Here is a 17,773-nt window from a genome sequence, read left to right as displayed (position 1 = left end):
TTTTAAAACTTATTCTCAAAACCAACTTCTTATCAAATCCACTGCTCAAAGCAATCAACCCAATTCCAAGTAACTGTTTTTCAACAAGTTCTTATCTGCATCACCGCCGATGGATGTGCATTATAGAGGATTAAGATCCCTTTGCAAGGGGTATTTCAGCCTTTTTCTTTTGAGTGCCGATTTTTTCTACTATTTTACGAAAAAAGTGATATATATGCCTTTTTTTTAGGCATATCAGTCAACCTTAGATGAGATATTAAACTTTTTTTACTTTATCAACTTCATGTAGAATAGATCATTCGTGCAATAGTTTGGCATTAACTCACCATGTGGCAGTTCGCTAAGAAAGTATTTGTTTGCATACTTGTAGTGTTTGCTACGAGTGGGCCTTGTTATGCCAATTCAAAACATAACTTCTATGTGCTTACTTTATCTATTCTAAGCTACAGTAAGTGGGAGAATGTAAATACTCCTACTCTTTGTATTATTGATAATCCCTCCATTACATCTACCTTTCAATCTTATATCCAGCAAATGTCTTATAATTATCGTGTTCAAACTGTAAACGCGAAAGATTTTGCACGGTCACATTGTCAGGCTGTTTATTTTTCTACTACTTCTCCACAGCAGCAACAAAGCCTTATTCAGAATTATCCTTATCGTTCTTTACTTTCTTTAAGCATCAATAATTCAGACTGTGAAATAGGAAGTATCTTTTGTTTATATAATCAAAATAATTACACTACCTTTAAAGTTAACTTAGATGCTTTAAGTCACTCCAAAGTTCATATCGATCCGAGAGTATTGCTCTTGGCTAAGAATGCGGAGTAAGGATTATGATATCTAAGTTGTATCAGTCCACTTCATTGCATGCTTTATTTAGAAAGTCTCAATTTACGATTTTTGCAATTACGTTCTTTATTTGTTCTTTTACCTTTGTATCGATTTCTGTTTTTACAATGGAAACCTATGCTAAGCAAAATTTACAATTGCTCAGCCATACTCTGCTAGAGCGTATTCAGCCAGCAGTTGTATTTAATGACAAAATTACGATAGAGCAAATTTTGAATGAATATACGAATGATCATTCAATCCGTACTATTCATATTTATGATTCAGAACATCATTTAATTGCACAAAGTTTTAAATTATCAAGTCAGACTTCAATTTTAGAGGGGTGGTTTGATCATTGGTTTTTAAATGAACCCGTTCATCTTACAATTTATCATCACGAACAAAATGTAGGTGAATTAACCCTGTTTGGTAGTTCAGAAAAAATCTTGCAGTTCCTAAAAATGATTATGGTAGGGCTCGCAATTGCGATGTTGTTTATTGTTTGCGCTTTGTGGTGGTCAGTAAACTTAACTTATCGCCAAATTATGCAGGCTATTTATCCACTTACCAATATTGCTCAAATTGTAAGTGAGCAAAAAGCTTATAATCTTCGGTTCCCTTATAATCGAATTAAAGAATTTCAAGATTTAAATACTGTTTTTAATGAGTTACTTGAAGAAATTCAGATATGGGACAATCAATTACAAAAAGAAAATCGTAAATTGTCATTTCAGGCTCATCACGATCAGCTCACCTTATTACCTAATAGACATTATTTTTATCAAATTCTTTTAGATATGTTTGAAGATAAGGGGTTTGATAACAAATCTGCTTTATTATTTATAGATAACAATAACTTCAAAGCGATTAATGACCAGTTTGGACATTTGGCTGGAGATGAAGTTTTGAAAGAAATGGCGAATCGCTTGCAAACCCGTTTACGTCATCAAGATTTTATTGCGCGTTTAGGTGGCGACGAATTTGCTGTCATTTTGCATTCCATTAGTCATGCTGATCATTTAATATCTATTGCTGAAAATTTACTCGAAAGCTGTAAAGAACCTTTGCATCTGAATGGTCAAACCATTTACTTCAGTTTTAGTGTGGGTATTGCTTTATCACAATTTGCATCTAGCCCCGAAGATTTCATTATGCAAGCAGATCAGGCAATGTATAAGGCTAAAAATTCGGATGAACGCTGGTTTATCTATAAACCTGAAAATTAAATTTAGGCTAATCTATGAATACAAGATCTTTAAAACTCTCCTTTATTGCATTGCTATGCATTACTCTTGCAGGGTGCCTGAGTTTTGGGCCATTAAAATATCGTCAGGTAAAATTGCTCAAAAAAGAAGGTTTTGTGCTTACAAATGAAGGATGGACTTTAGGTTTACCAGAACGTTTGTTGTTTGACTTTAATAATGCAGAGTTAAAACAGAGCCATGAAGCCGAGTTAGTGCGTCTAGCATCTCAATTGAATAAATATGATCTTAATAAATTGAAAATTGTTGGTCATACTGATGATGTTGGCGATGCTGCTTATAATCAAAAGCTGTCTGAAGAGCGCGCACAAAGTGTGGCAAACCTTTTCTTAGCTCGCGGGTTTAAGCAAGAAAATATCTATGTGATTGGTCGCGGTTCAACGCAGCCCTATGTTCCAAATACAACCAATGAAAATCGTGCGATTAACCGACGTGTTGCCATAGTTGTTATTCCATAATTTTCAATTTATAAAAAAGCCAATCCTCTGTGATTGGCTTTTTTATTTTAAACTAACTCAATAATATCAATTGTTGGCGGCACTCTAAAACGTAAAGGGATTCCGACCATTCCTGTGCCAACAGTCACAAAAACATCGGCATGTTCGTGAGAGTAAAATCCACGTTTATGACCTAAAATTGACACTTTTTTCATAATATAGGTGGTAAGCCATGGAAGCTCAACCTGCCCTCCATGTGTATGCCCAGATAACATTAATGGTCGATTCGGCAATTTAGGCACCATGTCTACCGTATCGGGATTATGGGAAAGGATTAACCAAGGTTTGTCTTGGGGTAAATCTGGCATAGAACGCATGTCGGTTTTTCCAGCCCACAGATCACCAATACCTATCAAACGAAACTCTTCAAAATCAACTATTTTGCCTTCAATATCGACAACTTCATTATAAAACAAGGCATCTTTTAATAATTGTTGGATAGGAGGTCCTGGATATTGCTCATCATGGTTTCCAGGAACAGAGTAAACAGGTGCCTGAATTTCTTTTAAAACACTCAATTCTTGAATTAGTCTATTTTCCGGTTCATATGTCCAGTCACCCGCCACAACCACTAAATCAGGTTGCTGTTCATTTAATTTTTTAACTATTGTTTTTAGCTGGCGCTCATGCCCTGAAAATAAACCAATATGTAAATCAGCAATTAACGCTACTTTTACAGGTTTATTAAAACTTCGATCTGGATTTAACCGATATTGATGTGTATCGACACGTACTAGATGAGGTTCAATAAATCGGGCATAAATTAAAACGCCACTTAAGAAAAAGATGAAAATACCTTGATGAATTGAATAGTAACCAGTCCAAGCAGCGTATAAGTTAAAAAACCAGAGAGGAATAAGTAGATAAGAAAGATAGAATGCGAGTAAATGGACAAAAGCTTTAAATGGATGAATAGTCTCGGTTCGAGATTGATGAATCCAAGCTTCAGAAATCCCCCATAAAGCAAGTATTGAAAATATAAAGTAAAAACAAAAAATAATTGAATTTGGATTCCACATTACGACTCTCGACTTATCTTATATTGATTGCTAGTAATCAAATTCAATATTTATCTTTCAATATGCACGAATTATACTCTAGCTCACGTTATCGTATGTACTGATTATGGCACAATCCATTCATTCCAAACAGCTTCAAACGAATCAACAAGCTAAAGGCTTTTTGATAAAAGCCTCTATAGTCCTATGTTCTAGTTTTGCTGTGGGTTTGACAGGATGTAGTACTCTGCCAAAACATGGTGTTGAACCAGTACAATATGCAAAAGATATTGATACCTCCGAGACCTCACTTGCAAAACTGATTACTCCCTTACGTCAGCAGAACCCAAAACTAACGGGTTTTCACGTATTAAATGATCCGTTGGAGGCTCTAGCAGCCCGGCTAAGATTAATTGATAAGGCCGAAAAGACATTAGATTTACAATATTATATTTGGGACAATGACAAAGTTGGTGCTTTAGCTTTGCACGCGATTATTCGGGCAGCTGATCGCGGGGTAAAAGTCCGACTTCTTATTGATGATAATAATGCAAAAAAAATAGAAGGGATTTTGCTTGCCCTTTCTCAGCATAAAAATATTGAAGTTAAGCTTTTTAACCCCTACCGTTTTCGTAAATATCGCGCGATGGATATGGTTCTTGATTTAAAACGTATCAATCGTCGTATGCATAATAAAAGTTTTATTGCCGACAATGAGGTTGCTCTTATTGGCGGAAGAAACATGACAAATCAATATTACAATGTAAGCGATAGTTATCAATTCTCTGATGTCGATGTAATGTTAGTTGGTGCTGCTGTTGATGATATTGTGAATTCGTTTGATGACTACTGGAATCATGAATATGCATATTCAGTTCAAAGTATCGTAAGTCCAGAGCAACATCGTCTACGTTATGAGGGATTAAAAGAGCAACTCGAAGCTCACTACCAACAGGCAACAGTTCAAAACTTTCTAAACTTAACTGCAAAATCACATGCATTTGATGAATGGTTAAATCGCAATATTCAATTCGACTGGGTCAAAGCCGAAGTCGTAAAAGACTCACCAGATAAAATCAAATCAAAGGCTAAAAAAGAAGAGCACCTTAATTTCCAGTTAATTAACCATCTAGAAAAACCAGAAAGTAATGTTGATTTGATTTCAGCTTATTTTATTCCAGAAAAGCAAGGTGCCAAGATTTTAAGTACTCTTGCCAAAGAAGGTGTTGAAGTCCGAGTTTTAACTAACTCGTTTAAAGCGAATGACGTTGCCGTTGTGCATGCCTTTTATGGGAGGTACCGTAAAGAACTTCTTAAAAACGGCGTACAACTTTATGAGTTTTTACCCACACCCGATAAAAGAGATTTAAATAAAAATACAGATGAGCTTGCAACTAAAGCAAAAGTGAATATGAAAGGATTAAGCCGTTCAAGTTTACATACAAAACTTATGGCATTAGATGAGCAGGTTTTTATTGGTTCATTTAATTTTGATCCACGCTCAGCATATTTGAATACTGAAATTGGCGTAATTTTGGATAGTCCATCATTGGCTAAGACCATTCACCATACGATGGACGAAAATTTAAATAAATATGCTTATAAGCTAAAGCTTGACGCTAATAATCATATTTATTGGCAGCAAGAGACTTCACATGGTCCCTTAATTTATAAACAGGAACCAGAAATGAAATGGTGGCAAAAAGCAGGCATGAAGTTTCTTTCATGGCTGCCAATCGAAGGATTCATGTAATTAATTTTTTGGCTTAAGTACTTTTTGATGTAGTTGAGCCAATCCTTCTACCATTTTTTCTTGAACTTCATTTGTTAAACTTTTCACATCATGCCCTTCCACAGAAATTGGTGGCAAAGTTAACAAATGAGCTGTTACTTTCGGCATTTCAAGTACGCGTTGAATATGTTCTGCAAAAGACATCTCACCAATGAATGGAGCAACTGTATCTAATTGTCCATAACGGTTTACATAACAAATTAAACATACCTGTACTGGACGTTGGGCCTCAATAGCAGCCCCGAGTAAACGGCCATGTACTTTCTTCACAGAATGCCCATCGGTGGTAGTCGCTTCAGGGAAAAATAGTACAGGAATATTTTGTTTTAAAAATTCGGTAATTTGCTCACGGATTCTAACGGAGTCCCCAGACCCACGCTTAATAAATAAAGTTCCACCACCTTTAGCTAAATTCCCGAAAATAGGCCAATTTTCAATTTCAGCTTTAGCAAGGAAGAAAACTCGAGCACCTGAACCTAAAACAGCAACATCTAGCCAGGAAATATGATTACTTACCCAAAGAGCAGGTTCTCGAGGAATTGTTCCATGTACTTCTACATCTAAGTTAAAAACCTGACATAAACGGCGGCAAAAATATTGAACATAGCGTGTATTAACCGGATTATTAGGATCTTTATAAAGGCCATGTCGATAAACTAAATAAAAACCTTCACTAATTGCAGCCGTGGCAGAAGTGACTTTTTTTCCATATAAACCTATTTTTGATAATTTCTTTAACGTTGAATTAACTATACTTTGCGTTTGAGCCATAAAATTTCACTAACGATCAATCATTGTTATACCCATCTCGAGCATTCTATACGTTTCAGAATAAACTTGCATTGATGATAGAGAACAGGAAATAAAATAAATTCAGACATCTCTAACTACATTTAACTAATCTAAAGGATAAGAACAAACGCTTTCCCCTTTTGCTTAAGTTTCATCTAGAATAAAGTTTTCCCATTTTCAGGATTTATAGCCACGTGGAATATGTTGATCGGCATCAAGGCGGTGAACGCACAATTTTAGTGAGTGTTTCTGTACAATTATTAGATGATCTGGATGCCGAAGAGTTTGCTCTACTTGCACAGTCTGCTGGTGCAGATATCCTTGAACATATTAAGGTTCAGCGAAATAAACCCAATCCTAAATTTTTTATTGGCTCAGGAAAAGTCGAAGAAATTGCAGAGCGAGTTCAGGAACTAGAAGCAAGTCTGGTGATTTTTGATCATGCTTTGTCACCCGCTCAAGAACGAAATTTAGAAAGAATATTAAAATGCCGAGTCATTGACCGTACTGGCTTAATTTTAGATATTTTTGCGCTGCGTGCTCGTACGCATGAAGGTAAATTACAAGTCGAGCTTGCACAGTTAAAGCATTTATCTACGCGTCTTATTCGTGGTTGGTCAGCAGACTTTGAGCAACAAAAAGGTGGTATTGGCTTACGTGGTCCTGGTGAAACACAACTAGAAACAGACCGTCGCCTCATTCGTGTACGTATTGCCCAATTAAAAGATAAATTAGAAAAAGTACATCAAACCCGTATACAAGGGCGTGCTGCAAGACAAAAGGCAGCCATTCCAACTGTATCGCTAGTTGGTTATACCAATGCGGGCAAATCAACTCTATTTAATATTTTAGCGAAAAGTGATGTCTACGCAGCCGACCAACTGTTTGCAACACTCGATCCCACATTACGCCGTTTGGAATGGGATGGTATTGGTACTGTCGTGTTAGCAGATACGGTAGGCTTTGTACGAAACTTACAACATGATTTAGTTGAATCATTCAAAGCAACACTTGAAGAAACACTTGAAGCCACTCTATTACTGCATGTTATTGATAGTAATAGCCATGACATGCTTGATCAAATTGAAGCAGTTGAAGGTGTATTAAAAGAGATTGGCGCAGATGCTCCAGTACTTCGGGTATACAACAAAATTGACCTGAGTGGTGAAGAAGCCAAAATCATTTATGCCGAGCCACATGTACCAGATCGAGTTTATGTTTCGGCTCATGCTGGCCTTGGTCTAGAATTACTTCAACAAGCAGTGCAAGAATGTTTAATGGGTCAAATTCAACATTTTTCACTGATTCTTAAACCTGCTTATGGCAAATTGCGCACCCAACTTTATGCTTTAAATGTGATTCAGTCTGAACACTATGATGATGCTGGCTTATTGCATATTGATGTACGCATTGCCCCACATAAGTTAGAAAAGCTTATTCGCCAAGCAAAACTGCCCTTAGAGGAAATCTTGGGAGAACGTGCTAGTCAATTTAGCCGTCCCTTGGAGGAGTTTGAAATCAAGGGTCAGATCAGTTAAAACTTGATAAGTAAACTTTTAGAGATAAAAAATATGGATAAGATCAAAAGTATAGACTGGACAGCATGGGTAGCAACTTTACTGCTCATTATTGGTTTTCGTGAAGGCTCTGTCATCGTCATGCGTGCTTTTGGTCATCCAGAATTAGGTAATTTAGTCGGCTTAATCAGCTTACTCACTATTTTGATTATCTGGAGAAAGTTCAAGAAAATCCCTCTCCGGATAGTTGATACAAATAATAAAATTATGAAAGAAAGTGGATTTGCTTTTTTACCCGTTTGTGCTGGCTCCTTAATTATGTTGGTGCATATGGGTAAAGAAATTCCACTATTCCTTTTTGTTTTAGTAGTCAGCACCCTTATACCTTTGTGGGTCTATGCAAAAATGGCAAAACGTTGGTTATAAGGAGAATAAAATGTTTACGATCTTTTACGGTTTTTTAATCACATTAATTGGTTATCTGTGTGCAAAACCTTTAAACCGACGTTTTCCGCAAGTTCCACTTTTAGTTTTCGGCATGTTCATTGTCATTGCCTTACTTTCAGTTTTACAAGTTCCTTATGAACAATATCGTCTTTATGTGAATGAGTTATTTAGCCATTTATTGGGATATGTCACCGTAGCCTTAGCAATTCCCTTAGCTGCAATGCGTTACGATGACCTTCCAATTAAATCGGTCATTGGTATTTTACTTTTTGCAAGTATTAGCGCTGTTGCTTTGCCTATGGGCCTCGCTTATTTATTGCATATGTCGGAACCTACTATTCTTGCATTTGCAACTCGTGCGGTAACTACCCCAATCGCTCTGAACATCGCAACTTTATTGCATGCTCCTGAAACACTGGTGACCCTTATTGTTATTTTATCTGGGGTTATTGGAGCAGCTTTTTCACCATTTTTACTTAAGCACATTCATGATGAGCGTGCTTCCGGTTTAGCCTTAGGTTTAGCTGCTCATGCCATAGGAACAGCTCAAGCTTGGCAGCGCGGACCAGTTGCAGGCCGCTACGCTGCATTTGGTATGGCTTTGAATGGCGTATTTACTGCAATTTGGTTGCCGACATTAATGTTGTCACTTGGAACACCTTAATTAAGAAGCCGATTAAATAAACATTGAACGGTATATCAATTCGAAATAAGATGATCTTTCAAAGTTAAAAGGATTTTTAATTATGGGGAAAATTTTTATTGGAGCGCTGCTCTTACTGGGGATCAATACTGCTACATTTGCAGCAGATATTACAGGTCTTTGGCAAACAATTGATGATAAGACAGGTGCTCCCAAAGCACAGGTAGAAATACGAAAAGAAGCAAATGGGACTTATGCTGGAAAAGTTACTAAAGTCACGCCACGCCCGGGTTATACCCCTAAAGAGATTTGTGATAATTGCCCAGCACCATATACCAATAAACCAATTTTAGGTCTAGACATTGCAACGGGCTTAAAACAAACAGATGGACTTAATTTTACTGGCGGTAAAATTTTAGATCCGAATACGGGCAAAGTTTACGGACTTAAAGCAAAGCTTAGCGCAACTGGCAACCGTTTACATATGCGTGGTTATCTCGGTGTTTCTGCTTTAGGACGTAATCAAATCTGGATTCGCGTAGAATAAAAGTTAAAAATAAAAAAGCCGCTTATGCGGCTTTTTTATTTTCACTCGGGTACAACCCTCGTCTTGCGCTCATGAAAAGCATTGCTTTTCCTATATTCGCTCAGGATTATCGACAGCAAAGATTTCTTTGTCTTCAAGGCGATAAGCCATTAATTTCCGCCCCCAAACACAACCACCATCAATATTCTGGATCTGCTCATTAACGCTTCTACCTTCTAGTGCAGCCCAATGACCAAAAATAATCTGATGAGTCTGAGCAGCTTTACTTGGAAATTCGAACCAAGGTAAATAGCCTTCTGGCATTGGCGCATCTAGAGCATCTTTAAAACTGAACTCTAAAGCTCCTTCTGCGTTGGTTAAACGCATGCGAGTCAAATAATTGGTAATACAACGTAAACGTGCTGAACCAGTTAGATCGTCTTCCCACAAATCGGGTTTTGAACCATACATTTCTGCTAAAAAAGCATCCAATACAGATAAATCTTGATGTGAGAGTACTGCTTCAACCTCTTTTGCTAGCGTTGCAGTTTTTTGTGCATCCCAAATGCAAGGTATGCCCGCATGAGTAAGAATTGTGTGCTCGTTTGGGAATAAACATAAAGGTTGTTTACGCAACCAGTCGATTAATTCATCGCCATCAATTGCATCAATAACATCCTGCGTACGATCTTTTTCTTTAATCTCTTTTAAACCACGTGCACCCGCAATTAAAGTCAGGTCATGATTTCCAAGTACAGTTGCAGCAGCTCCGCGGTCAGCAAGTTTTTTAACAAAACGTAAGGCACCTACTGAGTTTTCGCCACGAGCAACTAAATCACCAGCAAACCATAAAAAATCTTGGTCTGGATCAAAACGTATTTCTTTAAGTAAGGCTTTCAGAGCTTCAAAACACCCTTGTACATCGCCAATCACATAATTAAAACGTTTAGTCATTTATCCCACCATTTGATCGGCTAAAGCAACAAATTGAGTCAGTGTTAAAGTTTCCGGACGAGCCATCGGATCAACGCCTGCTTTTTCAAAGCCATCTTCAGAGATCATACCTTTAAGACTATTTCTTAGGGTTTTACGACGTTGGGTAAATACATGACCAACCAACCGAGCTAAAGCTTTTTCATCTTTTGCAATAATTGGTTTTTGTTCATATGGAACAAGGCGGAAAACAGCACTCGTTACTTTAGGTGGTGGGTTAAATGCGCCAGCTGGCACTTCAAATAAAAACGTTGGTTGGCAATAATACTGAATCATTACCGACAAGCGACCATATTCTTTTGTGTTTGGCTCAGCCGTAATACGGTCAACCACCTCTTTTTGGAGCATAAAGTGCATGTCTTTAACTTTACTGCCAAATTCCAAGAGATGAAAAAGTAATGGGGTTGAAATGTTATAAGGTAAATTACCAACCACACGTAATGGTCGACCATCTTTTACTAGTTCGCTAAAATCATATTTTAATGCATCAGCTTCTATAATCGTTAAACGTTCAGGATGTGGAACGCGTTCTGGTAAGCCTGCCGCTAAATCACGATCTAGCTCAACAACTGTTAATGCATCACATTCTCCAATTAAAGGAGATGTTAATGCGGCCAAACCAGGTCCAATTTCAACAACATTTTCACCCGCACGCGGATTCACCGAGCGCACGATTTTGGCAATGACTCGCTGATCATGTAAGAAGTTTTGACCAAAACGTTTACGAGCTTTATGCCCTTCATCTTTCGGGTTTAGGGCATTAATTTGATACATAGAACATTTCCAACATGAAAAATTTAGCTCGCTGCCAAAGATAAAGCTAAATCGACAGCGACATTTAAACTTGAGCTTTTTGCCAAACCAGTACCGGCCAAAGACAATGCCGTGCCATGATCGACCGAAGTTCGGATGAATGGCAAACCCAATGTAATATTGATGGCCTCACCAAACCCTTGTGATTTTAACACAGGTAGACCTTGATCATGGTACATGGCAAGTACAGCATCAGCATTTTTAAGATGTTCAGGAGTAAATAAGGTATCCGCAGGCAAGCTTAGGCTCATTTTTATTCCTTGTGCCCGATAACTTTCAAGTACTGGATTAATGGTATCAATCTCTTCGCGTCCCAAATACCCATCTTCACCCGCGTGAGGATTTAATCCGCAAACAAGTACGCGCGGATCCATAATCTTAAATTTAGTTTTTAAATCATGTAATAAAATATCAATGACCTGATGCAAACGCTCTTTGGTAATTGCATCTGCAACATCTCTTAAGGGCAAATGTGTAGTAGCCAAAGCAACACGTAAGGTCTTGGTTGCAAGCATCATGACGACACGCTCTACACCTGCAAATTCTTGATAGTATTCAGTGTGTCCACTAAACAAAATACCTGCATCGTTAATGACCGACTTTTGCACAGGAGCAGTGGCGACCCCAACACTTTTACCAGACATTGCATAATCAGCTGAACGGCGTAATTGTTCTAATACATAAGCTGCATTAGCTGAGTTTAATTGCCCATCAACAACCGCCATTTCTAAAGGTACATGCTCTATATAAAGTTCACCTAAAGACGATGATTCAGCTTGTCCCGTATATTCTAGAAATTGAATATCTATCCCGAGTTTCTGAGCACGTTGTTCTAATAAATTTCGGTCACCCAAAATAACAAGTGGGCGTTCATCAACTCGCTTAGCCAAGCTCAAGCAAATATCTGGACCAATACCAGCCGGCTCACCGGAAGTGACATATAAAGGCAGCACAATCACCCCAGACACATAACGAAAATTTGTTTGATTTTAACATATCCCGCATTCATCAGTTTATGGATTAAATTATATGGCTTAAACTGGATTTTTCTTGTGACTTTGAACAAACTCGTTTAGAATGCTCGCTCCTTTTGTTTGGACAGATTCCATAGTCCAAACCAACTATAATAGGTAGTGGTTTAATGAAAACTCTCAGCGCTAAGCCAGCTGAAGTTCAACATGACTGGTATGTTGTTGATGCTTCTGGCAAAACTTTAGGTCGCCTTGCGACTGAAATCGCTCGTCGTTTACGCGGTAAGCACAAAACTTCTTATACTCCTCACGTTGACACTGGCGATTACATCGTTGTGATTAATGCTGAACAAGTTCAAGTGACTGGTAAAAAAGCGCTTGATAAGAAATATTATCGCCATACTGGTTTCCCTGGTGGTATCCGTGAGACTAACTTCGAGAAGTTAATTGCTCACAAGCCTGAAGCTGTTCTTGAAAAAGCAGTTAAAGGCATGTTACCAAAAGGTCCTCTTGGTTATGCAATGATCAAAAAAATGAAAGTGTACGCTGGTACTGAGCATCCGCATGCTGCTCAACAGCCACAAGTTTTGGACATCTAAGGGATACAGCACATGGCTACTAATTATGGTACAGGTCGCCGTAAGACCGCAACTGCACGTGTTTTCTTGTCAGCTGGTACAGGCAAACTCGTTATTAACAACCGTACTTTAGAGCAATATTTCGGTCGTGAAACTGCTCGTATGGTTGTTCGTCAACCTTTAGAACTTTTAGAAGTTACTGAAAAGTTTGACCTTTACATCACTGTTAAAGGTGGTGGTATTGGTGGTCAAGCTGGTGCGATCCGTCACGGTATTACTCGTGCGCTTATCGCTGCTGACGAAACTTTAAAACCTGTTCTTCGTCAAGCTGGTTTCGTTACTCGTGATGCTCGTGAAGTTGAACGTAAGAAACTTGGTTTACGTAAAGCTCGTAAGCGTCCTCAATTCTCTAAACGTTAATTCGTTTATCGAGTTGGACAAAAAGCCTTGGATTTTTCCAAGGCTTTTTTATTATGAAAATAGAACAATAAAATGCAAACTTATAAATATAAACAAACTATCTCGTTAGAACCGTGATTTCCTAGAGCATTTTTAGTATCCTAATCGATTCACTCAACCACGTCGTCTTGTGATATGTCGGTCGAAAACACCTCTATTCAGGGGATTACCCTTTACAGTCATGCTGATGATTTCCGTTCTCACTGGATTCGTTTCTTATTAGCAGAAAAGCAAATCAAATATCAATTGATCGTAACTGACCATGAAGACGAAGATTTAGCAAGTTTAAATCCTTATAACCAATTGCCGATGTTGGTCGAGCAAAACCTTAAATTATTTTCAGCGCCTATTATTGCTGAATATTTAGATGATCGTTATCGCCAAGGTAAGCTTTACGCAGATGCGCCAATGATGCGTGCAGAGCAGCGTCAATATATATGGAGACTTGAAAACGACTGGTTCAAATTAGCAGATCAGATGTTAAAGCATGCTGATTCTTTAAATGTCGAACAAAAGCAAAAAGCTCAAAAAGAATTACGTGAAACTTTAATTTCACTTACTCCCCTATTTCAGCATTTCCCCTATTTTATGTCTGAAAATTTCACAATCTTGGACTGTATGCTTGCCCCTATTTTCTTAAGGCTAAATAGCATGGGAATCGATTTACCGAAACAGCACTGCCGACCGATACTTTTGTATTGTAAACGTATCTTTGAGAGGCCTTCTTTTGCTAAATCAATGACGGCTCAAGAGAAAAACCGTTACAATGAACTATTAAATATGGAATAGTGTGATATGTCTGAGCAACCTATTGATTTAACCCCTACACGTCCTTATCTTGCTCGTGCAATCTATGAATGGATTTGTGATAACCAGCTTACTCCTTATCTATTAGTGGATGCGACACAGCCACATACAGATGTTCCACAGCAATTTGTTAAAGATGGGCAGATCGTTTTAAATATCGTACCTCATGCTGTTCATCAACTTCTTATTGCTAATGAAGCCATTACTTTTTCTGCCCGTTTCGGGGGGGCATCGAAAGACATTTATGTACCTATTCAAGCAGTTTTAGGTATTTATGCACGTGAGAATGGGCAAGGTTTATTTTTTGATCCTGAAGAATATGCCAATGTAGCGCCTGTAGAAAATATAGCAGAGCCAGAAGTACAAGAAGCTGAAACAACATCAACCAAGAAAAAACCAACGTTAAGAATTTTAGATTAAATTTAGAGGAAGAAAGCATGGCATTTGATTTAGTCCAATACTTTGCTGAGCAGATAAAAATTCAAAAGCCTCAGCTTTTAAATCAATATCCAGTTAATGAAAAAAATAAGCTGATTGATGAAGTGAATATTCTTACGCTTGGAAAACTGATTAGTTTATGGCGCCAAGATGACAATAAGATTTATCATGAAATTAAATCGGCAGATCCACTTTATATTCAGGAAGTTGCTCGCCATTTAACAACTTCTAAACATAACCAGTCGACTTTAAAAAATGCAGAACTAGAACAGAGTATTTCTGAAATTTTAACTTTGCAGTTAGCCGAACTTAACCAGCTCGATGAAACAGGTGGTTTTGGACATAATGGCCTAAAAGAATTAATTTTAGGTCAGGTCGAACATTTATCAGGTCAGGCAGAAGATTGGGTTTGGTCAACAAACCATCTAAATGAGTTAATTGGTTCTAAACCTGTGGAACAAGAAGAGCTATCATTGGATACAACAATGAAGGAGTTCAACCAAATGGTTCACCAAGCCCAACCTCATCATGATGACTTGCATATTGAAGAACAAGCTGCCGAAATTTCTGTACCAACATGGTCAAAGATTATTGCCCCTGTCGTTGCTTTAGCAATTTTGGGCTACCTCTATTGTATTTATACACAGCTCGTTTAGTTTGATCATTGTTATAAAAAGGGGAATTTGTTATTCCCCTTTTTTTGATTAAAATTAGCATATTTTATTAATCAATATTGTATTAATATTCTATTACAATTGTTTTATCTAAATTTAAAAATATATAATGTAAACCGCAACACAGTATTAAAAGTATAATGTAAAAGTAATCTTATAATATTTTTTATAATCTGACATTTTCCGTCACTTATTTCCCAAAACTAAAACTTCATACTTTAATTGATTGATTGACTTCAAATTGTGCAGAAATATAATGAATTTCAACTACTTTTAGAAAAAGTAGTAAATATAATTTTAGAATCCTGAGAGATAAAAACATGGCTAAACTTTCTTTAGATAGCTTAACTGAAATTGATGGTTTTATTGCTTCTGCACTTGTTGATTCAGAAAGCGGTTTATCACTTGCAACACAAGGTGGTGGGGAAATTGATTTAGAATTGGCTGCTGCTGGAAACACGGAAGTAGTTCGCGCAAAGCGAAATATCGCCAATGCATTGAAATTAAATGATAATATTGAAGATATTTTAATTACCTTAGGTAAGGCTTACCACTTAATTCGACCTCTAGAAAGTAATAATAATTTGTTCCTTTACTTAGTGCTTGATCGTACTAAATCGAATTTGGCCATGGCTCGTCATGAGTTAAAGTCATTTGAAAAAGAGCTAGACTTTAGCTAATTAATCTAAGATGTGCTTTTTATATTTATTATAAAAAGCACATTAATACCTCTATCTTATTCAATAAAATTTAATGTGATACTATGGATAGGCATTGCATAAATATTGCAACTTCTGGTTTAAGTTCAAAAGTTTCAGATGAATTAAAAATACTAATCAGGAATTTTACATCTAATCAATACGGTATTAATTGGGTTAATATTTCAAGTAATCATATTGATCTATTATTAATTAACGAAAATTTTTTTGACTCTGACAATATTCAAAATATTCTTAAAAATAAAAAATTTCCTTATTTAAAAATTAGTAAAACTCCTTCAAAAAATGGATATCAAGTTTATGAACATACTCTGTATCTGCCACTAGAAAAAGTAGAACCTTTATTAGAGTGGCTACAAAAAAATCTATTATCATTTTTAAATCAAAATAGTGTTGCGATAGTTCCAGATTTATCTACTGAGCTTCTCATTATTGATGAGCAATTTATAAGAAATTTACATAGTCCAGAAAATACTAAATTACATTTATTTGATGATAAAGGCACTCTAGCTATTATTGATAACAGAGCTCAAATTGCTTGGATAGAACCCTCTCGTCAAAAAGCACATACCAATATGAGCTTTAACTTTGCTTTTGCTAAAACATCTGATTTTACTAAGGTTTCTCGTAAAAAAAGTTATTACTTACAAGACTGGTTATGGAACCTAATTTGGTGTTCAAAAGAATTTGAAAATTTAACTTCAGTTGATGGTTACTTCAAAATCGATTATTGGCCACAGCCCTACCAAAAAGAATATAGAAAAGTGAGCCTACAACTCTCCGCATGTTTTATACAGGGTGCAAAAATTACTGATGTTGCTAAACAACTCAACTTATCAATCGACGATGTCTTACGCTTCGTTACGGCTTGTGTAATGGCAAATAACGGAAGATTTGTTTCTGCGAATAAATGCTCTTACGCACCAAGCTCTCATTTAGAAACTTCAAATATAGACAATCATTTTTTTAAAAATTTTATAGGGAAGATTAGACGCCGCTTTGGTCTTTAGGGAACATTATGATTATACAGCAATATAAAATTGTCTTTGCAGGCAGCATGGGGGCTGGAAAAACAGAAGCGATTAAATCGTTATCTGAGATTCCAATTCTGGAAACAGAAGCATTCAATACCGATGTACAAAGTCACCAGAAAACCCAGACTACTGTAGGTATTGATTATGGTGAAATTACTCTAGATGATGGAATCAAAATTGGATTATATGGAACACCTGGACAAAGCCGTTTTGATTTTATCTGGTCGGTCATTTGTGAAGGTGCTATCGGTATTATTTTATTATTAGATCATAATAGTCCAAATTCAATTGACGAACTGAATGACTACTTAAAAACCTTTAAAAATTATAATGATAATATTGTGATTGGTATTACTCATATTGATGAAAATAAAGAATCCTCTCTTCAACAATATCGTAATTGGATAAAAGCAAATGAACTAACTTATCCCTTATTCTTCATTGATGCACGCGAGCAAGAACAAATTTTAATAATGGTTGAGTCATTAATTGCATCACTTGAAGTTAAGGTCGGGGCAACATCACAGGGGAATAATCATGCTTAGTATTCCAGTTCAAAAACGCACAGCACCAACGCAATTACTACAACTCGCAAAAGGTGAAGCTCATAATATTTTGATGAATACACGTGGCGTAGATTTTGTGATGATTTGCTCTTCTGATGGTTTTGAATTAGCAACAGTGAGCCATAAAAACTACCATAACACCACAAAGTTAGCAGCGGTGAGTAGCTCAATTTTGGCAATGGTCACTGCATTTTTAAAAGAGATTCAACTCACAGGTTGTAATAACATTACGCTAGACGCAGATAATGGCAAGGCCATTCTGACAGCTATTCCAGCTGTGCATCACCCAATGGTCATGGTCACCTTAAGTAATAAAGAGGTTCTTTTGGGACAACTACTGTATAGCTTGAAAAAAGCAAGCCAGATCATTGCTGAGGCAGATGGGGAATAGATCATGATTCTCCACTAAAAAA

At 36.8% G+C, this 17,773-nt stretch carries 22 protein-coding genes; 17 read left to right on the top strand and 5 right to left on the bottom strand.

All coding sequences use genetic code 11. From position 1 onward, the window contains the following. The first annotated feature begins 327 nt into the window (after positions 1-327). The 3 genes from HL290_RS18375 to HL290_RS18365 are packed head-to-tail and all read left to right on the top strand — an operon-like array spanning position 328 to position 2,554. Positions 328-831 (top strand): YfiR family protein, encoded by a 504-nt coding sequence (locus tag HL290_RS18375; RefSeq protein ID WP_092710839.1) that lies wholly within the window; start codon positions 328-330, stop codon positions 829-831. Positions 832-836: 5 nt separating this feature from the next. After that, positions 837-2,060, top strand: coding sequence for a diguanylate cyclase domain-containing protein (locus HL290_RS18370; protein ID WP_005043367.1), 1,224 nt, complete (start codon positions 837-839; stop codon positions 2,058-2,060). A gap of 14 nt (positions 2,061-2,074) precedes the next feature. Then, the gene (locus HL290_RS18365) at positions 2,075-2,554 is read left to right on the top strand and encodes an OmpA family protein (RefSeq protein WP_004638723.1); all 480 of its coding nucleotides are present in this window, start codon (positions 2,075-2,077) and stop codon (positions 2,552-2,554) included. A gap of 47 nt (positions 2,555-2,601) precedes the next feature. On the opposite strand, the gene HL290_RS18360 is transcribed toward HL290_RS18365, so the two are convergent. After that, positions 2,602-3,612, bottom strand: coding sequence for a metallophosphoesterase (locus tag HL290_RS18360; RefSeq protein ID WP_017391503.1), 1,011 nt, complete (start codon positions 3,610-3,612; stop codon positions 2,602-2,604). 106 nt (positions 3,613-3,718) lie between these two features. Here HL290_RS18360 and HL290_RS18355 point away from each other — a divergent pair, with 106 nt between their 5' ends. Beyond that, positions 3,719-5,344, top strand: coding sequence for a phospholipase D family protein (locus HL290_RS18355; RefSeq protein ID WP_198497221.1), 1,626 nt, complete (start codon positions 3,719-3,721; stop codon positions 5,342-5,344). On the opposite strand, the gene HL290_RS18350 is transcribed toward HL290_RS18355, so the two are convergent. Then, on the bottom strand, positions 5,345-6,154 hold the full coding sequence (locus HL290_RS18350) for a lysophospholipid acyltransferase family protein (protein WP_005043363.1): 810 nt from the start codon (positions 6,152-6,154) through the stop codon (positions 5,345-5,347). It lies immediately after the preceding gene. A 215-nt stretch (positions 6,155-6,369) separates the two neighbouring features. Between HL290_RS18350 and hflX the strand changes: the two genes are divergently transcribed. From hflX to HL290_RS18330, 4 genes are all read left to right on the top strand, one after another. Next, positions 6,370-7,713 (top strand): ribosome rescue GTPase HflX, encoded by a 1,344-nt coding sequence (gene hflX, locus HL290_RS18345; RefSeq protein WP_004638715.1) that lies wholly within the window; start codon positions 6,370-6,372, stop codon positions 7,711-7,713. A gap of 33 nt (positions 7,714-7,746) precedes the next feature. Beyond that, complete coding sequence (locus HL290_RS18340) at positions 7,747-8,118, top strand: hypothetical protein (protein WP_004638713.1); 372 nt, start codon at positions 7,747-7,749, stop codon at positions 8,116-8,118. A gap of 10 nt (positions 8,119-8,128) precedes the next feature. After that, positions 8,129-8,803 carry an LrgB family protein gene (locus HL290_RS18335; RefSeq protein ID WP_198497220.1) on the top strand — a complete coding sequence of 225 codons (675 nt, stop codon included), beginning with the start codon at positions 8,129-8,131 and terminating at the stop codon, positions 8,801-8,803. 82 nt (positions 8,804-8,885) lie between these two features. After that, positions 8,886-9,329 (top strand): DUF2147 domain-containing protein, encoded by a 444-nt coding sequence (locus HL290_RS18330; protein WP_045437826.1) that lies wholly within the window; start codon positions 8,886-8,888, stop codon positions 9,327-9,329. 90 nt (positions 9,330-9,419) lie between these two features. On the opposite strand, the gene HL290_RS18325 is transcribed toward HL290_RS18330, so the two are convergent. Genes HL290_RS18325 through pdxA form a run of 3 tightly spaced genes read right to left on the bottom strand, consistent with a single transcriptional unit; the run spans position 9,420 to position 12,082 of the window. Beyond that, positions 9,420-10,262, bottom strand: coding sequence for a symmetrical bis(5'-nucleosyl)-tetraphosphatase (locus HL290_RS18325; protein ID WP_198497219.1), 843 nt, complete (start codon positions 10,260-10,262; stop codon positions 9,420-9,422). Further along, on the bottom strand, positions 10,263-11,075 hold the full coding sequence (rsmA, locus tag HL290_RS18320) for a 16S rRNA (adenine(1518)-N(6)/adenine(1519)-N(6))-dimethyltransferase RsmA (protein ID WP_198497218.1): 813 nt from the start codon (positions 11,073-11,075) through the stop codon (positions 10,263-10,265). A 23-nt stretch (positions 11,076-11,098) separates the two neighbouring features. Then, positions 11,099-12,082: a 4-hydroxythreonine-4-phosphate dehydrogenase PdxA gene (gene pdxA / locus HL290_RS18315; protein WP_198497217.1), complete on the bottom strand. Its 984-nt coding sequence runs from the start codon at positions 12,080-12,082 to the stop codon at positions 11,099-11,101. Positions 12,083-12,255: 173 nt separating this feature from the next. Here pdxA and rplM point away from each other — a divergent pair, with 173 nt between their 5' ends. The 9 genes from rplM (at position 12,256) to HL290_RS18270 (ending at position 17,751) form a co-directional block, all read left to right on the top strand. After that, a complete protein-coding gene (rplM, locus tag HL290_RS18310) occupies positions 12,256-12,684 on the top strand; it encodes a 50S ribosomal protein L13 (RefSeq protein WP_003656097.1) in 429 nt (142 codons plus the stop codon). Positions 12,685-12,696: 12 nt separating this feature from the next. Further along, positions 12,697-13,083 (top strand): 30S ribosomal protein S9, encoded by a 387-nt coding sequence (gene rpsI, locus HL290_RS18305; RefSeq protein ID WP_002048725.1) that lies wholly within the window; start codon positions 12,697-12,699, stop codon positions 13,081-13,083. Positions 13,084-13,257: 174 nt separating this feature from the next. Next, complete coding sequence (locus HL290_RS18300) at positions 13,258-13,911, top strand: glutathione S-transferase N-terminal domain-containing protein (protein WP_004638694.1); 654 nt, start codon at positions 13,258-13,260, stop codon at positions 13,909-13,911. Positions 13,912-13,917: 6 nt separating this feature from the next. After that, positions 13,918-14,349, top strand: a complete 432-nt coding sequence (locus HL290_RS18295; protein WP_004638692.1) for a ClpXP protease specificity-enhancing factor — start codon at positions 13,918-13,920, stop codon at positions 14,347-14,349. A gap of 17 nt (positions 14,350-14,366) precedes the next feature. After that, positions 14,367-15,023, top strand: a complete 657-nt coding sequence (locus tag HL290_RS18290) for a hypothetical protein (RefSeq protein WP_198497216.1) — start codon at positions 14,367-14,369, stop codon at positions 15,021-15,023. Between the two features lie 338 nt (positions 15,024-15,361). Beyond that, on the top strand, positions 15,362-15,721 hold the full coding sequence (locus tag HL290_RS18285; protein ID WP_017387724.1) for a hypothetical protein: 360 nt from the start codon (positions 15,362-15,364) through the stop codon (positions 15,719-15,721). A gap of 83 nt (positions 15,722-15,804) precedes the next feature. Beyond that, entirely contained in the window at positions 15,805-16,770 is a 966-nt protein-coding gene (locus HL290_RS18280) for a hypothetical protein (protein WP_198497215.1), read from the top strand. Positions 16,771-16,778: 8 nt separating this feature from the next. Then, positions 16,779-17,339 (top strand): GTP-binding protein, encoded by a 561-nt coding sequence (locus HL290_RS18275; RefSeq protein WP_198497214.1) that lies wholly within the window; start codon positions 16,779-16,781, stop codon positions 17,337-17,339. Beyond that, on the top strand, positions 17,332-17,751 hold the full coding sequence (locus HL290_RS18270; protein ID WP_045437853.1) for a roadblock/LC7 domain-containing protein: 420 nt from the start codon (positions 17,332-17,334) through the stop codon (positions 17,749-17,751). Before HL290_RS18275 ends, HL290_RS18270 begins: the two co-directional genes overlap by 8 nt. Positions 17,752-17,773 lie beyond the last annotated feature (22 nt).

The sequence above is a fragment of the Acinetobacter sp. AC1-2 genome, from assembly GCF_016124155.1.
GTDB lineage: Bacteria > Pseudomonadota > Gammaproteobacteria > Pseudomonadales > Moraxellaceae > Acinetobacter > Acinetobacter calcoaceticus.
Note: the sequence above shows the minus strand (reverse complement) of the source record. Positions and strands in the feature narration are given on the sequence as shown.

Excerpts from the sequence above, each read along its gene's own strand:
- HL290_RS18375 (WP_092710839.1), top strand. The coding sequence starts at position 328 with ATGTGGCAGTTCGCTAAGAAAGTATTTGTTTGCATACTTGTAGTGTTT.
- HL290_RS18370 (WP_005043367.1), top strand. The coding sequence starts at position 837 with ATGATATCTAAGTTGTATCAGTCCACTTCATTGCATGCTTTATTTAGA.
- HL290_RS18365 (WP_004638723.1), top strand. The coding sequence starts at position 2,075 with ATGAATACAAGATCTTTAAAACTCTCCTTTATTGCATTGCTATGCATT.
- HL290_RS18360 (WP_017391503.1), bottom strand. The coding sequence starts at position 3,612 with ATGTGGAATCCAAATTCAATTATTTTTTGTTTTTACTTTATATTTTCA.
- HL290_RS18355 (WP_198497221.1), top strand. The coding sequence starts at position 3,719 with ATGGCACAATCCATTCATTCCAAACAGCTTCAAACGAATCAACAAGCT.
- HL290_RS18350 (WP_005043363.1), bottom strand. The coding sequence starts at position 6,154 with ATGGCTCAAACGCAAAGTATAGTTAATTCAACGTTAAAGAAATTATCA.
- HL290_RS18340 (WP_004638713.1), top strand. The coding sequence starts at position 7,747 with ATGGATAAGATCAAAAGTATAGACTGGACAGCATGGGTAGCAACTTTA.
- HL290_RS18335 (WP_198497220.1), top strand. The coding sequence starts at position 8,129 with ATGTTTACGATCTTTTACGGTTTTTTAATCACATTAATTGGTTATCTG.
- HL290_RS18330 (WP_045437826.1), top strand. The coding sequence starts at position 8,886 with ATGGGGAAAATTTTTATTGGAGCGCTGCTCTTACTGGGGATCAATACT.
- HL290_RS18325 (WP_198497219.1), bottom strand. The coding sequence starts at position 10,262 with ATGACTAAACGTTTTAATTATGTGATTGGCGATGTACAAGGGTGTTTT.
- rsmA (WP_198497218.1), bottom strand. The coding sequence starts at position 11,075 with ATGTATCAAATTAATGCCCTAAACCCGAAAGATGAAGGGCATAAAGCT.
- rplM (WP_003656097.1), top strand. The coding sequence starts at position 12,256 with ATGAAAACTCTCAGCGCTAAGCCAGCTGAAGTTCAACATGACTGGTAT.
- rpsI (WP_002048725.1), top strand. The coding sequence starts at position 12,697 with ATGGCTACTAATTATGGTACAGGTCGCCGTAAGACCGCAACTGCACGT.
- HL290_RS18300 (WP_004638694.1), top strand. The coding sequence starts at position 13,258 with ATGTCGGTCGAAAACACCTCTATTCAGGGGATTACCCTTTACAGTCAT.
- HL290_RS18295 (WP_004638692.1), top strand. The coding sequence starts at position 13,918 with ATGTCTGAGCAACCTATTGATTTAACCCCTACACGTCCTTATCTTGCT.
- HL290_RS18290 (WP_198497216.1), top strand. The coding sequence starts at position 14,367 with ATGGCATTTGATTTAGTCCAATACTTTGCTGAGCAGATAAAAATTCAA.
- HL290_RS18285 (WP_017387724.1), top strand. The coding sequence starts at position 15,362 with ATGGCTAAACTTTCTTTAGATAGCTTAACTGAAATTGATGGTTTTATT.
- HL290_RS18280 (WP_198497215.1), top strand. The coding sequence starts at position 15,805 with ATGGATAGGCATTGCATAAATATTGCAACTTCTGGTTTAAGTTCAAAA.
- HL290_RS18275 (WP_198497214.1), top strand. The coding sequence starts at position 16,779 with ATGATTATACAGCAATATAAAATTGTCTTTGCAGGCAGCATGGGGGCT.
- HL290_RS18270 (WP_045437853.1), top strand. The coding sequence starts at position 17,332 with ATGCTTAGTATTCCAGTTCAAAAACGCACAGCACCAACGCAATTACTA.